The following is a 14,308-nucleotide window of genomic DNA, read 5'->3' as shown; positions in this document are numbered from 1 at the left end:
CTCCTGACGTCCGTCACCGTTCGGGAGCACGCAGCACCGCGCCCGGTGCGGCGGGACGGCGTACCCCGGTCAGGGGCGTGACCACGAGATGACATCCTGGCGAACTGACACCCAACAAGTGCTGTTCAAACAGAAACGGCGGGCCGCCGCCAGGGGAAAACCAGGATTTTGCCCCAACGGGCACGATCCAGGGCAGTCAAGATGCCCCCGGTCCGGCACCAGAGGCCGTTTCGACAGGGGCAACGCGCGCGTGAGGCTGAGGGGCGTCCTGTCTCGTACCCCGAGGAGAGCAGAGCATGCCGTCCTACCTGTCGCCCGGCGTCTACGTCGAGGAGGTGGCCAGCGGCTCGCGCCCGATCGAGGGAGTGGGCACGTCCGTGGCGGCCTTCGTCGGGCTCGCGCCCACCGGGCCCCTCAACGAGCCGACGCTGGTGACCAACTGGACGCAGTACGTCGCGTCCTTCGGTGACTTCACCGACGGCTACTACCTCGCGCACTCCGTCTACGGCTTCTTCAACAACGGCGGTTCGGCCGCGTACGTCGTACGCGTCGGCGGCTCCGCCGATGGCGCCGGCGCGGGCGCCACCGCTTCCCCCGCCGCCGTGAACGGCTCCGCCGCCCCGGCCGCGCTGCCCGCCGCCGAGCCCAAGCAGCTCGGCACCTTCGCCGTGACGGCAACGACGGCCGGCCAGCACGGCCCGCTCACCGTCGAGGTCGCCGACCCCGAGGGCGAGGGCCCCGCCGAGCGCTTCAAGCTGATCGTCAAGGACGGCGAGAAGCCGGTCGAGACGTTCGACGTGAGCGCCAAGAAGGGCAACCGCTCCTACGTCGTCACCCAGGTGAAGGAGCGCTCCAAGCTCATCACCGTCACCGAGGCCGCCCCGGCCGCGCAGCTGGCCCGTCCGGAGAACCAGACGGTGACCCTGGCCACGCCGCCCGCCCCGGCCGCCCCCGTCGAGCAGGTCCCGGACGAGATCGCCCAGCCCGGACCCGCCCAGTACCTCGGCGACAGCTCCGACCGCACCGGCTTCGGTGGTCTGGAGGCGATCGACGAGATCTCCATGGTCGCGGTGCCCGACCTGATGGCCGCCTACCAGGCCGGCGCCATCGACCTGGAGGCCGTCAAGGCCGTCCAGCTCGGCATGATCGCCCACGCCGAGCTGATGGGCGACCGCGTCGCCATCATCGACCCGCCGCCGGGACTCAACGCCCGCCAGATCCGCGTCTGGCGCCAGGAGACGGCCGGTTACGACTCCAAGTACGCCGCCCTGTACTACCCCTGGATCAAGTCCTTCGACCCGGCCACCGGCCAGGCCCGCCTGGTCCCGCCGAGCGGTCACATGGCCGGCATCTGGGCCCGCAACGACTTCGAGCGCGGTGTGCACAAGGCCCCCGCCAACGAGGTCATCCGCGGCGCCGTCGACCTGGAGCTGCAGATCACCCGCGGCGAGCAGGACCTGCTCAACCCGATCGGCGTCAACTGCATCCGCTCCTTCCCGGGCCGCGGCATCCGCGTCTGGGGTGCCCGCACCCTCTCCTCCGACCCGGCGTGGCGCTACCTGAACATCCGCCGGTACTTCAACTACCTGGAGGAGTCGATCCTGATCGGCACCCAGTGGGTGGTCTTCGAGCCGAACGACCACAACCTCTGGGCCCGCATCCGGCGCAACGTCTCGGCGTTCCTGGTCAACGAGTGGCGCAACGGCGCCCTCTTCGGACAGAGCCCCGAGCAGGCCTTCTACGTCAAGTGCGACGAGGAGACCAACCCACCGGAGTCCGTCGACCTCGGCCGGGTCATCTGCGAGATCGGCATCGCGCCGGTCAAGCCCGCCGAGTTCGTCATCTTCCGGCTGGCCCAGTTCTCCAGCGGCAGTGGCGAGCTGGAGGAGTAGGCGCGCCGCGTTCCCGCGGCCCCTCCCCCACTTTTCCTAGAAGGACAGCGAACCCATGGCTCTCCCCAAAGAAGAAGATGTCCTCGTAGCACCGAATTTCGGTCTCCAGATCGACGGTGTGATGGTCGAGTACCTCAACTCGGTCAGCGGCCTCCAGGTCGAGCAGGACGTCATCAAGTACCAGCAGAACGCGGGCGCGACCGGCCGCAACAACGTCACCCTGATGCCGGGCGTGGCCAAGGACGGGCAGGTCCAGGTCGAACGCGGCGCGAGCATGTCGCCCGCGTTCACCCAGTGGATCGACGACTCCCTGAACGGCCGGATGGCCACCGCCCGCAAGAACGCCTCGATCATCCTGATGGACTACGAGGACAGCCCGGTCAGGCGCTGGAACCTGCGCAACGCCTGGTGCAGCAAGATCGTGATGGGCACGCTGAAGGCGGGTGACACCAATCCGCTCACCGAGACCGTGACCATCGTGTTCGAAGAACTGGTCGTCGAGTAATGCGGCGTTCGGCTGTCGGCGCGCCAAGTGCGAGCAGGGTTGCCGAGGCGCCCGCGGCCGACCGGTCCGCGGCGGCGGGAGCGGAGGTCACCTCTCCGGCTCCCGCCGCCGCGCCGCCGGCGGACGTGGCCTCGCGGCAGACGCTGCGTACCGAGTTTCCCTTCGAACTGCCCCGCGGCTACGTGGACGACAACGGCACGGTGCACCGCAAGGGTGTGATGCGCCTGTCGACGGCACGGGACGAACTCGTGCCGCTGCGCGACGTCCGCGTCCAGCAGAACCCGGCGTACCTGTCGGTCGTCCTGCTCGGCCGGGTCATCACCCAGCTGGGTACGCTGCCGTCGGTGCACGACGGGATCGTGGAGAGCATGTTCGCCTCCGACCTGGCGTTCCTCCAGGACTTCTACCGCCAGATCAACGCCGAGGGCCACACCCGGGCGGCGGTGGAGTGCCCGCACTGCTCCGAGCCCTTCGAGGTGGAACTCGGCGGGAGCCGCCTGGGGGAATCGTGACGTACGCGACCGACCGGCTGCAGGAGGAGATCGCGTACGTCGCCTACCACTTCCACTGGAGCCTGGAGGCGATCCTGGACCTGGAACACCATGACCGCCGCCAGTACACGGAACAGATCGCGTCCTTCGTGACGCGCGCCGAGGCGGAGGGCTAGACGTGGGCTTCCTGGACCGTTTGCGGAGCCGGGGCGAGCGTCCCGCCGCCACGGCCGCGACACCGACGGGGACACCGGCGGCGGCAGAACCGGCGCCGGTGTCCGAGGCGACCCCCGCGCCGGCCCCGGCCGCGGCCCCCGCGCCGGGGCCGGGGCCGGTGGTGCGGGCCGCGTGGTCGGCGCTGCCGCCGATCCAGCGGTCCGCGGCGGCCGGTCCCCCCGGGGTCGCCGACAACCGGTTCGGCGGACGCCTGCCGACCTGGCAGAACCCGTCGTTCGCGGAGCCCGTGACCGTCGGCGTCCTGGACACCTCTCCGCACCGTCTGCTGCCGCCCACGTCGGCGGTCGGCGGCGCGGGCGCCCCGGTCACCGGCCTGGAACGGCCGGCGCGCCCACTGCCCCCGGCCATCGCCTCGGCGGGCGGCCCGGCGGTGCAGCGCGTGCCGGTGGTACCGCTGCGGGCGGTTCCGGAGACGGACCCGACGGCTGCCGTGGGGGAGGCCGGAGGACCGGTGCCGGCGGCGTCCGCCACGCCGTCGGCGTCCTCGGTGCCGTCCTCGTCGGCCGCGCCGTCCGCGTCCGCACCGGCGGCGGGCGGTGGACCGGCCGTCCAGCGGGCGGCCACGTCCTCCGGGCCGGCCGCCGCCTCCGTGCCCCCGGTTCCGGTGACCCCGGTGCTGCCGCCGGCGCCGGCCCCGGTCCCGCAGCGCGGCGTCCGCGTGACCGCCGCGCCGCCGGCACCGGCCGTCCCGCGGCTTCCCCTGGTCAAGGCGCCGGTCGCGGCACCGGCCGTACAGCGCAGGTCACTGCCCACGACGCGCCGGGAGTCCGCGCCGTCGGGCGAGAGCCCTGCCACCGCGTCACGGCCGACGGACGGTGACGGCGGGGGAGGCGGTACGTCCGTCTCCCCCGCGCCCACGTCCCCCTCACCCGCGCCCGCGCCCGCGCCCGCATCCTCCGTACCCGCGTCCCCGCCGGCCGCCACGCCCGGCCGTGCCGCCGCGCCGTCCGAGGCCGCCCTGCCGATCCAGCGGGCCGTCACCCGCGACACCGCCGGCCCGGCGCCGCGCGGCGCGCTCGGCAGCCCGGTGACGCCCTCCGCTTCCTCCGCGGCCACGCCGCCGTCGGCACCGGCCGCCACGCCGGGCCGTACGTCCGCCCCCGCGAGCCCCTCCGCTACCGCCCCGGCACCCGCCGTCCAGCGCCGGGCCACCGACACCGCACCGTCGGCCCCGCGCGCGGCGGACCCCGTGCGCGACGCGAGCGCCTCCGGCACCGCCCGGCCCGCCGTCCAGCGGCAGAGCGCCGACCCGGTGCGGCCCGACCGGCCGGCGCCCGCACCGGGTCCGGACAGCGCCGCGACCCCGCCCGCCGTACGGCCCCTGCCGGCCGGCGAGCCGGCACCGCCCGCGCGCGGCGCCGGTGCCGCCGACACCACCCCGGCGCCCGCCGTCCAGCGCCGGACGAGCGGCGACCCCGTACCGCCCGGCCTGCCGATCGCCTCGAAGGGCGCCGGCGCTCCGGACCGGGACACGCCGCCCGCGGTCCAGCGCCGTACGGCCGAACCCGCGCAGCCGAGCCGTCCGGCTCCCGCGCCCGCCGCCGACACGCCGAGCGCCGCCCCGGCGCGGCCGGACCGTCCCGCGGCCACCTCCCCGGCCGGCCCGCCCGCCGTGCAGCGCCGGACGGCCGAGCCCGCGCAGCCCGCCCGGCCGGCCCCCGCGCGCGACGCGGCCGCCGGCGGCGCCTCCCCCGCCACCGGGACGTCCAGCGCCGCCACGCCGCCCCCCGTCCAGCGCCGGACGTCCGCCACCCCGGTGCCGCCCGCCCTGCCGATCGCCTCGAAGGGCGCCGGCGCTCCGGACCGGGACACGCCGCCCGCGGTCCAGCGCAGGACCGCGACCGGTGACCCGGCGCAGCCGAGCCGGAGCCCGAGCACCCCCGGTACCGCCACGCCGTCGGTGCCGCAGTCCGCCCCCACCGCGCCCGCGGCCTCCCCGGTCCAGCGGCAGGCCACCCCGGCCGCGGCCCAGCCGGCCCGCCCGAGTACGCCCCCGTCGGCACCGGCCGCGCCCGGCACGCCGGCTCCCGCGCCCGCCGTCCAGCGCCGTACCCCGGACACCGCCCGCACCGACGCCCCGCCCGCCCTCCCGGTCGAGCACAAGCGCCCCGCGTCCGCCTCTGCGGCGCCCTCCGCCACGCCCGTGCCGGCCCCGGCGGCGCCCACCGCCTCCGGACCGGCACCGTCCGTCCCGTCGGACCCCGCGCCCGCCGTCCAGCGCCTCGCCTCGGACGCCGCCCGCCCCGACGTGCCGCCCGCCCTCCCGGTCGAGCCCACGCGTCCCGCGCCGCCCGTTCCCGGCCAGGTGCAGCGCGCCACGGCGCCGACGGCACCCTCGTCCGGCACGACGCCCCGGCCCACCCCGCCGAAGTCCCCGGTACGGCAGTCCGCCGCCGAGGCGTCCGCCGGGCACCTGCCGGTCCAGCGGGCCGCCGCCGCCCCGGCGCCCGCCCGCCGTCCAGGACTCGGCGCCCCCCTGCCCGCCTCCCCGGCCGGCCCGCCTGCCTCCCCCTCGGCCCCGGCACCCCGCTCCGCCTCGGCGGGCACGGGCACCCCCGCCGCCACGCCCACCGGACCCGCCGTACAGCGTCTGCCGCTGTCCTCGCCCCCGGCCGCGCCCGCACCGGCGCCCACCGCCGACGAGCCCTCCGCTCCCCCGGTGCGGCACGCGACCCCCGCCGGGCCGCCGGCCCTGCCGGTCGCGTCCGCCGCGCCCGGCGAGCCCCGCGTCCAGCGCGCCGTCGAGTCCGGGCACGCCCCGGCTCCCGCACCCGCGCCCGTCCCCGTCGTGGCCCCCGTCCAGCGGGCCGTCGCCCCCACGCCCCGGACCGCGAGCACCGCACCCGCCGTGCAGCGCGCCGTGCTGCCCGTCGCCTTCGGCCCCCAGTCCCGCCGGTCCGACGCGCCCTCGACCGCCTCGGCCGCCTCGGCCACCTCGGCCACCCCTGCCGTCCCGGTGGTCACGACCTCCCTGTCGTCTCCGCCGCCCCCCGCGCTGCCCGCCCCGGCCCCGCTCCCGACGGCCACCCCGGCCCACACCCCGGCCCCGGCCCCCAGCGTCCAGCGCGTCCCCCTGGACACCGCCCCCACCCCCGTACCCCTGCGCGCCTCCCAGAGCCCCTCGGGTCCCGCGGGCCGCACGAGCCCCGCCGGCCCCGCCACCCCGCTCCCCGTCGCCTCCCTCACCCCGCCCCCCACGGCACCGCCCGCCCCGCTGCCGCGGCCCGCCGCGGCCTCCGGGACCGAGGCGGCCTCCGTGCAGCGCGCCCCGGCACGGTCGGCCACCAGCGCGCTCGCCGCCGCCGCGGCGGCCACCGTCTCCGCCACGCTGGGCCGGTTGCAGCCGCACCAGAACACCCACGGACAGCACGGACAGCACGGGCACGAAGGACACCACGGCAACGGCCCCGAGGACCCGCCACCGCCCTACACCCCCGCGCCCACCGCCCAGGCCGCCCGGCCCTCGCCGACGGCCGCGTCCGCCCGGGTGCCGGCACCCGCGTGGAACCCGAAGGAGCTGACCGACCCCCAGCTCGACGAACTCGTGAACCGGATCATCGGCCGCGTGACCCGTCTGGTCCGCACCGAACTGCGGATGGACCGTGAACGGATCGGCCGACTCCGCGACGACCGCCGCTGACGTCCCCGCCCCGACCGCCCCCGACGCCTCCGACAGAAAGGCCGACCCCCGATGCCCCGCCAGGACCCGGGTTCCACCATCTGGTTCTCCCTCTCGATCGACGGCCAGAGCCTGGGCTACTGGAACGGGTGCGACGGCCTGTCGTCCCAGGTCGAGGTCGAGCAGCGCCAGGAGGGCGGCAACAACGGCTTCGTCTGGCAGCTGCCGACCCGCGTGACCTTCTCCAACATCCGGCTGACCCGTCCGCTCACCCCGGACACCACGAAGGTCGCCAAGTGGATCTCCTCCGTACAGACCGGCATCAAGCGGCCCACCGCCACGATCGTGGCCCGGCGCGCGGACGGTTCGGAGGTCGCCCGCTGGGGGCTGCTCGACGTGCTGCCGGTCAGCTGGCAGGGACCGTCCTTCGACGCCGGCAACCCGGCCGTCGCCACGGAGGTCCTGGAGATCGCCCACCACGGCTTCACCGACTGAAAAGCCCCAGCGGAACCACCGGAACCACCGGAAGCAGCGGAACGAAAGGAGCGGCCCACCCCATGGCCAAGAGCAGCGCCGGCAAGAGCCTCGTCCACGCCACCCTCGCCATTCACGAGCCGCCCACCGGCGACAGCACGTCGCCGGGCGCCCTCATCCAGAACTTCTCCTTCCAGTTCAACCCGGCGCAGCTGAGCCTGTCCCGCCGCGCCGAGTGGAAGGAGGGGCACGCGGCGAGCACCCGGAACGCCGCCATACCCGAGTTCATGAGTCCGGTGGCCCGCGAGATGTCCGTGGAGATCTTCCTGGACACCTCGGACCAGCCCAGCAGCAACAAGGTGCTCAAGCAGGTCGACGCCCTGCTGGAGTGCTGCGTGGTGACGTCCAAGAGCCTGGCCGCCGACCGGCCCTCGCCGCCCTGGGTGATCTTCCAGTGGGGTTCGTTCTCCACGGCACGGTTCACCTCGTACGTCAGCTCCGTCGACGTCTCGTACACGCTGTTCGGCACCTCCGGCGTCCCGATCCGCGCCACCTGCCAGCTCCAGCTGCACGAGCTGCCGCAGGCCACCGAGGGCCAGAACCCGACCTCGGGCGCGCTCACCGCCCAGCGTGTGCACCGCGTCGTCGCCGGGGACTCGCTCCAGTCGCTGGCCTGGCAGGAGTACGGCGACGCCTCCGCCTGGCGGGCCATCGCCGAGGCCAACGGGATCGACGACCCCGGGCAGCTGCCCAACGGCACCGACCTGCTCCTCCCCGCCACCGGAGAGGTGCACCGCTGATGCCGCCGTTGACGTATTCCAACATCATCAAGGTCAAGATCAACGGCGTCGATCTGCGCAAGACGATCGCCCCGCTGCTGGTCGGGGGCTGGGTCGACCAGGGCGTCGGCGTCCCCGCCGCGTTCCGCCTCACCTTCCGCGACCCCAACCGGACCCTGCTGACCCGGCTCGGAGTCAACATCGGCAGCAAGGTGGTCCTGACCCCCGTCGCCAACGGCAAGGGCGTCTCCGACCCGCTGCTGACCGGCGAGGTCACCGCCCTGGAGGCCGACTACGACGGCACCGGCTCCTTCACCGTGATCCGCGGCTACGACCTCGGCCACCGCCTGCTGCGCCAGCGCCGGGTGGCCGCGTACACCAACGAGACCGCCTCCTCGATCGTGCAGAAACTGGTCCGTCTCAACGGGGTGCCGGTCGGCCGGATCGAGTCGACGAAGACGCCGTACGAGTTCATCAGCCAGGGCAACGTCACCGACTGGGACTTCATCGCGCGGCTCGCCGACGAGAACGAGATGGTCATGTCCCTGGACGCCAAGGGCAAGTTCAACTTCGTCTCGCCCAAGCCGTCCTCCGGCGCGCCCTCCCCGGAGACCGACGGCGACAAGAGCCCGTTCGTGCTCCAGGCCCGGCACGACATCCTGCGGCTGCGCACCGCCGTCACCGCCGCCGACCAGGTCGCCAAGGTGGAGTCGCGGGGCTGGGACGTCAACCTCGCCAAGGAGATCGTCGCCACCGCCCCGGCCGTCACCAACCCGGGTTTCGAGATCGGCGCCACCCCCGGCAGCGCGGCCCGCTTCTTCCCGCCGGCCAAGCGGGTGGAGACCACCACGCCCTACGACAAGCAGGCCGAGGTCACCTACGCCGCGAAAGCCCTCGCCGACGACGTCACCTCCGCCTTCGCCGAACTGGAGGTCGCCGTCCGCGGCAACCCCAAGCTGCGGCCCGGCGTCCCGGTGGCGCTCGCCGACACCGGCAAGCCCTTCGAGGGCAAGTACACCGTCACCTCCGTCCGCCACAGCTTCGGCAGCGGCGAGCACTACGAGTCCGCGCTCACCGTCAGCGGACGCCAGTGGCGCTCCCTGTACGGCCTGGCCTCCGGCGGCACCGAGACCGCGCCCAAGCTGCCCAGCGTCGCCAACGCCGTCGTCACCGATGTCACCGACCCGCTGAAACGAGGCCGGGTCAAGCTCAAGTTCCCGTGGCTGGACGACACCTACGTCAGCGACTGGACGCGCTCGGTGCAGCTCGGCGGCAAGGGCGGCGGCGGCTTCTTCCCGATGGACGTCGGCGACGAGGTGCTCGTCGCCTTCGACCGGGGCGCCCTCGACCACCCCTTCGTCATCGGCGGGCTCTACAACGGCCGCGACCAGGAGACCAAGAACGACGTCCAGCTCTACGCCGGTGCCCGCAACCAGGCCAGCCGGCACACCATCTCGGACCGCACCGGCAACCGCGTCGACCTGCTCAGCGCGAAGCTGGCCCGCAAGCAGGGCGTACGCATCCAGTCCGGCGACGACAAACTGATCATCAACCTCGACCGGGCCAACACCGCGATCACCGTCGACAGCAAGGGCACGGTCAGCATCACGGGCAGCCGCTCGGTGTCGGTGGAGGCCGGCACCAGCATGTCCCTGACCGCCGGACGGTCCCTGACCATCAAGAGCGGCGGCCCGCTCACCCTGCAGAGCGGCAGCCTGATCAACATGCGGGCCGCCACGCAGATCGGCGTCAACGCGGGAGCCGCGCTGAACCTGACGGCGGGCGCGGTCGCGAACCTGACCGGCGGGGCGATGACGAACGTCACCGGCACCGCCGGCCTGAACCTCACCTCCCCCGTCCAGACCAGGGTCACGGGCGCGCAGTTCACGGTCATGTCCCCGATCTTCAAGGTGGCCACGATCCCCATACCGGGTGCGTCATGACCCGCAGTCCAGGAAGGCAGGTGGCCCGCTGATGGCCGAACAGTTCGTAGGCTCCGGCTGGTCGTTCCCGTTGCGCATCGGGCCGACCGGCGGCATCGCCCTGGTCAGCGGCGAGAAGGAGATCGAGGAGGCCATCCGGCTCATCCTGTCGACCGCGCCGGGCGAACGGCCCATGCGCCCCGAGTTCGGCTGCGCCATCCACGACCTGGTCTTCGCCCCGGTCAACGAGCAGACCGCGGGCCGCATCCAGCACGAGGTCCACCTCAGCCTGGACCGCTGGGAGCCGCGCATCGAGGTGCACGACGTCGAGGTGTCGGTGGGCGCCGAGGAGAGCACCCTCCTCATCGACGTCCGCTACTCGATCCGCGGCACCAACAACCCGCGCAGCCTCGTCTTCCCGTTCTACGTCATCCCCTCCCACGAGGAACCGGGCGCACCGGCCCCGTCCGGCGGCCCCGGCACCCTCCCCGAAAGCGACCGCTGATGCCCCTGCCCTCCCCGAACCTCGACGACCGCCGCTTCCAGCAGTTCGTCGACGACGCCAAGCGCTACATCCAGCAGCGCGCCCCGGAGTGGACCGACCACAACGTCTCCGACCCCGGCGTCACCCTCGTCGAGACGGTCGCGCACATGGCCGACCAGATCGTCTACCGGCTCAACCGGGTCCCGGAGAAGAACCACCTGGCCTTCCTGGACCTGGTCGGCATCACCCTCTTCCCGCCCAGCGCGGCCCGCACCGACGTCACCTTCTGGCTGTCCGCGCCGCAGGAGGAGGCCGTCTCCGTACCGGTGGGCACCGAGGTCGCCACCCTGCGCACGGAGAACGAGGACGCGGTCGTCTTCGCCGTCGACCGGGACCTGCGCATCGCCCCCAGCGCCCTGCGGCACCTGGTCGTCCAGCAGCGCGGCGAGGCCGTCGCCGACCGCACCCACGACCTCGCCGAGGGCACCGACATCCTGTGCTTCGCCGAGGCGCCGAGGCCCGGCGACTGCATGCTGCTCGGCCTCACCGCCGCCGTGCCGCACTGCGCCGTGGTCCTGGAACTCGACAGCCGCGTCGACGGCGTCGGCGTCGACCCCCGCCAGCCGCCCCTGGTCTGGGAGGCCTGGACGGAGGACGGCTGGCAGCCCTGCGAGGTCGACCGCGACAGCACCGGCGGTCTCAACCGCCCCGGCGAGGTCGTCCTGCACGTCCCCGGCACCCACGTGCTCTCCCGCACCGGCGGCCACGAGGCGGGCTGGCTGCGCTGCCGGGTCACCGAACCGCTGCCCGACCAGCCCTTCTACACCACCTCCCCGACGGTCCGCTCCGCCGAGGCCTGCACCATCGGCGGCACCACCAGCGCCATCCACGCCGAGACCGTCTACGACGAGGCGCTCGGCGAGTCCACCGGCCTGCCCGGCCAGCGCCTGCGCCTGGAGCACGCCCCCGTCGTCGGTGACACCCCGCCCGTCCTGCTGCAGAGCGCCGAGCACGACGGCTGGATCGACTGGGACGTCGTACCGCACTTCGCGGGCTCCCGCCCCGACGACCGGCACATCACCCTCGACCCCACCACCGGCGAGATCGCCTTCGGCCCCTCCGTCCGCGAACCCGACGGCAGCCTGCGCCAGTACGGCATGGTCCCCCCGAAGGGCGCCGTGCTGCGCGCCCGCCGCTACCGCACCGGCGGCGGCCGGGCCGGCAACGTCGCCCGCGGCGCCGTACGGATCCTGCGCACCTCCATCCCGTTCGTCAGCGAGGTCGTCAACCGCGAGGCCGCCCGCGGCGGAGTCGACGGCGAGACCGTCGAGGAGGCGAAGGTCCGCGCCCCCATCACACTGCGCGCCCAGGAACGCGCCGTCACCCTGCGCGACTACGAGGAACTCGCCCGCCGCGCCGCCCCGGAGACCGCCCGCATCACCTGCCTGGAGGGCGAGGAGAGCGAGCACGGCGCCTACGCCGTCCGCGTCCTCGTCGTCCCCCAGGCCGTCCCCGACCCCGGCGGCCGGCTCCGCTTCGAACAGCTCGTCCCCGGCGACGCGCTGCTCGACCGCATCACCCGCTACCTGGACGAACGCCGCCTCATCGGCACCCGACTGGCCGTCGGCCCGCCGTTCTACCAGGGCGTCACCGTCGTCGCCACGCTGCACGCCTTCCGCGCCGCCGACACCGACAAGGTGCGCCGCCAGGCCCACGACGCCCTCTACCGCCACCTCGACCCGCTCACCGGCGGCGCCGACGGCAAGGGCTGGCCCTTCGGCCGCCCGGTCCAGGCCGGCGAGATCTTCGCCGTACTCCAGCGCGTCCCCGGCGTCGAACTCGTCGACGAGGTCATACTCCACCCCGCCGACCCGCTGACCGGCAAGCGCGGCGACGCCACCGACCGCATCGACCTCAGCGCCCCGTCCCTGGTCTTCTCCTTCGACCACCGGGTCCGCGTGATCGGAGACGACCGGTGAGAGGCTCCGTCGACGGCCTCGGCTCCTCCGCGCCCATCGGCATGATGCTCCCGGCCGTCTTCGCCGACGATGACCTCGCGCTGCGGTTCGTCGGCGGCCTGGACGACGTCATGGCGCCGATCCTCAACGTCCTGGACTGCCTGCACGCCTACTTCGTCCCGTCCCTGGCCCCCGCCGACTTCACCCGGTGGCTCGGCGACTGGATCGGCGCGGAGACCGACGGCACGGAGACCGAGGACCGGCTGCGCGCCGCCGTCGCCGCCGCAGCCGCCCTGCACCGCGTGCGAGGCACCCGGCGCGGCCTGTCCGAGACCGTCCGCCTCGCCTTCGGCGTCGAACCCGAGATCACCGAGAGCGGCGGCGCGGAGTGGAGCGCCCGCCCGCTCGGCCCGGTTCCCGGCGACCGGCGCCCGCGCCTGCACGTCAGCATCCGCCTCGCCGACCCGGTTCCGGCGGACACCCACCGCCTGGACGCCCTCGTGGCGGCCGCCCGCCCCGCTCACATGCCCTACACGGTCCAGGTGACCGCCGCCGAAAGGACTTCGGAGAGATGACCACGCAGAACTGCGCGGAGTGCGGCACCCGTGCGGAACCGGGCCAGTCGTTCTGCGACGCCTGCGGCTCCGTCCTCAGCTGGGAGTCGTCCTCCCGCTCCCGTTCCACCCCGAACGCCGAGTCCACGGCCGCCGCCCGCACCAACGGCTCCACGCCGACGGCCACGGCCGCCCCGACGACCGCGCCCCCGGCCGGACAGGGCCCCCGGGGCTCCCAGGAACCCCAGGGCGACCAGCGCGGACCCGCCGCTCAGGACACGTCCACCCCGTCCGAGCCCCCGGCCCCCGCCACGTCCTCCGAAGGAGCCCCCACCGCGCCCACCCCGGCCACCACCCCGGCCCCCGACCACAGCGACTCGGCGGCCACCACCGCCCTGCCCGCCGCCGCGGCGGCCCCCGCGCCCGCGGCCCCCGCCGCCCCCGACATGGGCGACACCATGGCCCACCGCGCCCGTTCCCTCCTCGTCCCCGTCGCCGACCCCGAGGCCCGCACCGTCCCCTCGGACCCGGCCGTCGCCCCCGTCCTGCCCGGCGTCCCGATGGCCGACCGGCCCCAGGTACGGCCCGTGGGACCGCAGGACGGCGAGAGCGGCCCGCCCTGCCCCTGGTGCGCCACGCCCAACCGCGTCGACCGCCACTTCTGCATCCGCTGCGCCATGCCGCTGGCCGGCGACGAACGCCAGGACGCCCGCCCCCTCCCCTGGTGGCGCCGTATGTTCCGGGGCACCCAGGAGACCCCCTGGGCCGGCGACCGCCCCCGCCTGCGCCGCACCTTCGACCGGATCGGCACCTGGATCTGGGCCGCGATCACCATCACCGCGGTGATCCTCGCCATCATCTACATCCCCGACGGCTACCAGGCCACCCGCGACCACTTCGCCAAGCGCGCCCCGGTCGCCCCGGACTCGGTGAAGGCGTCCCGCTCCTACCCCGGCCACAAGCCGGAGCTGGTCTTCGACAAGGTCAGCAACACCTGGTGGGGCCCGGGCGTGGCCCAGTCCGGCAAGGGCGAGTGGATCGAGGCCCGCTTCAGCGAGCCGGTCCGGCTGCTCGACGTGATCGTCACCTCGGGCGTCTCCAGCCGCGCCGACAAGCTCCAGGAGCAGGCGCTGCCGCACCGCGTCAAGGCGACGATCACCATGAGGGACGGCACCAAGAAGACCCGCGACCTCACCCTGGACCAGGCGGCCGGCGGCCAGCGCCGCGCCTTCCGCGTCGGCGAGGTCACCGCGGTCCGCTTCACCATCGAGTCCGCGTACGGCACCTCCGACAAGAAGCAGGTGGCGATCGCCGAGGTCGAGTTCTTCAGCCGCTCCACGGGGGACAGCTCCTGACCCGCCCCGGAACCCGGAACGGCCCCCCGCCCGCCGGC

General features: G+C 74.6%; 12 protein-coding genes. All 12 read left to right on the top strand.

The features are described from left to right. The first annotated feature begins 296 nt into the window (after window positions 1-296). Complete coding sequence (locus ACZ3IG_RS31295) at window positions 297-1,892, top strand: phage tail sheath subtilisin-like domain-containing protein (protein ID WP_467436277.1); 1,596 nt, start codon at window positions 297-299, stop codon at window positions 1,890-1,892. A gap of 55 nt (window positions 1,893-1,947) precedes the next feature. Further along, a complete protein-coding gene (locus ACZ3IG_RS31290; protein ID WP_215173251.1) occupies window positions 1,948-2,397 on the top strand; it encodes a phage tail protein in 450 nt (149 codons plus the stop codon). Next, entirely contained in the window at window positions 2,397-2,909 is a 513-nt protein-coding gene (locus tag ACZ3IG_RS31285; protein ID WP_467436275.1) for a hypothetical protein, read from the top strand. The genes ACZ3IG_RS31290 and ACZ3IG_RS31285 overlap by 1 nt, the downstream gene beginning before the upstream one ends. Next, window positions 2,906-3,064: a DUF6760 family protein gene (locus ACZ3IG_RS31280; protein ID WP_215173255.1), complete on the top strand. Its 159-nt coding sequence runs from the start codon at window positions 2,906-2,908 to the stop codon at window positions 3,062-3,064. The genes ACZ3IG_RS31285 and ACZ3IG_RS31280 overlap by 4 nt, the downstream gene beginning before the upstream one ends. A gap of 98 nt (window positions 3,065-3,162) precedes the next feature. Then, window positions 3,163-6,765, top strand: a complete 3,603-nt coding sequence (locus tag ACZ3IG_RS31275; protein ID WP_467436272.1) for a hypothetical protein — start codon at window positions 3,163-3,165, stop codon at window positions 6,763-6,765. A gap of 51 nt (window positions 6,766-6,816) precedes the next feature. Next, entirely contained in the window at window positions 6,817-7,239 is a 423-nt protein-coding gene (locus ACZ3IG_RS31270) for a phage tail protein (RefSeq protein WP_467436270.1), read from the top strand. A gap of 62 nt (window positions 7,240-7,301) precedes the next feature. After that, window positions 7,302-8,018 (top strand): CIS tube protein, encoded by a 717-nt coding sequence (locus ACZ3IG_RS31265; RefSeq protein WP_467436268.1) that lies wholly within the window; start codon window positions 7,302-7,304, stop codon window positions 8,016-8,018. Next, window positions 8,018-9,940: a VgrG-related protein gene (locus ACZ3IG_RS31260; protein WP_467436266.1), complete on the top strand. Its 1,923-nt coding sequence runs from the start codon at window positions 8,018-8,020 to the stop codon at window positions 9,938-9,940. The genes ACZ3IG_RS31265 and ACZ3IG_RS31260 overlap by 1 nt, the downstream gene beginning before the upstream one ends. Before the next feature lie 31 nt (window positions 9,941-9,971). Continuing rightward, the gene (locus ACZ3IG_RS31255) at window positions 9,972-10,424 is read left to right on the top strand and encodes a GPW/gp25 family protein (protein ID WP_467436265.1); all 453 of its coding nucleotides are present in this window, start codon (window positions 9,972-9,974) and stop codon (window positions 10,422-10,424) included. Further along, complete coding sequence (locus ACZ3IG_RS31250; protein ID WP_467436263.1) at window positions 10,424-12,382, top strand: putative baseplate assembly protein; 1,959 nt, start codon at window positions 10,424-10,426, stop codon at window positions 12,380-12,382. Before ACZ3IG_RS31255 ends, ACZ3IG_RS31250 begins: the two co-directional genes overlap by 1 nt. Next, the gene (locus ACZ3IG_RS31245) at window positions 12,379-12,936 is read left to right on the top strand and encodes a phage tail protein (RefSeq protein WP_467436262.1); all 558 of its coding nucleotides are present in this window, start codon (window positions 12,379-12,381) and stop codon (window positions 12,934-12,936) included. Before ACZ3IG_RS31250 ends, ACZ3IG_RS31245 begins: the two co-directional genes overlap by 4 nt. Then, the gene (locus ACZ3IG_RS31240; RefSeq protein ID WP_467436261.1) at window positions 12,933-14,270 is read left to right on the top strand and encodes an NADase-type glycan-binding domain-containing protein; all 1,338 of its coding nucleotides are present in this window, start codon (window positions 12,933-12,935) and stop codon (window positions 14,268-14,270) included. The genes ACZ3IG_RS31245 and ACZ3IG_RS31240 overlap by 4 nt, the downstream gene beginning before the upstream one ends. Window positions 14,271-14,308: the final 38 nt, after the last annotated feature.

It is taken from the genome of Streptomyces sp. NPDC016677, from assembly GCF_055562815.1.
Note: the sequence above shows the minus strand (reverse complement) of the source record. Positions and strands in the feature narration are given on the sequence as shown.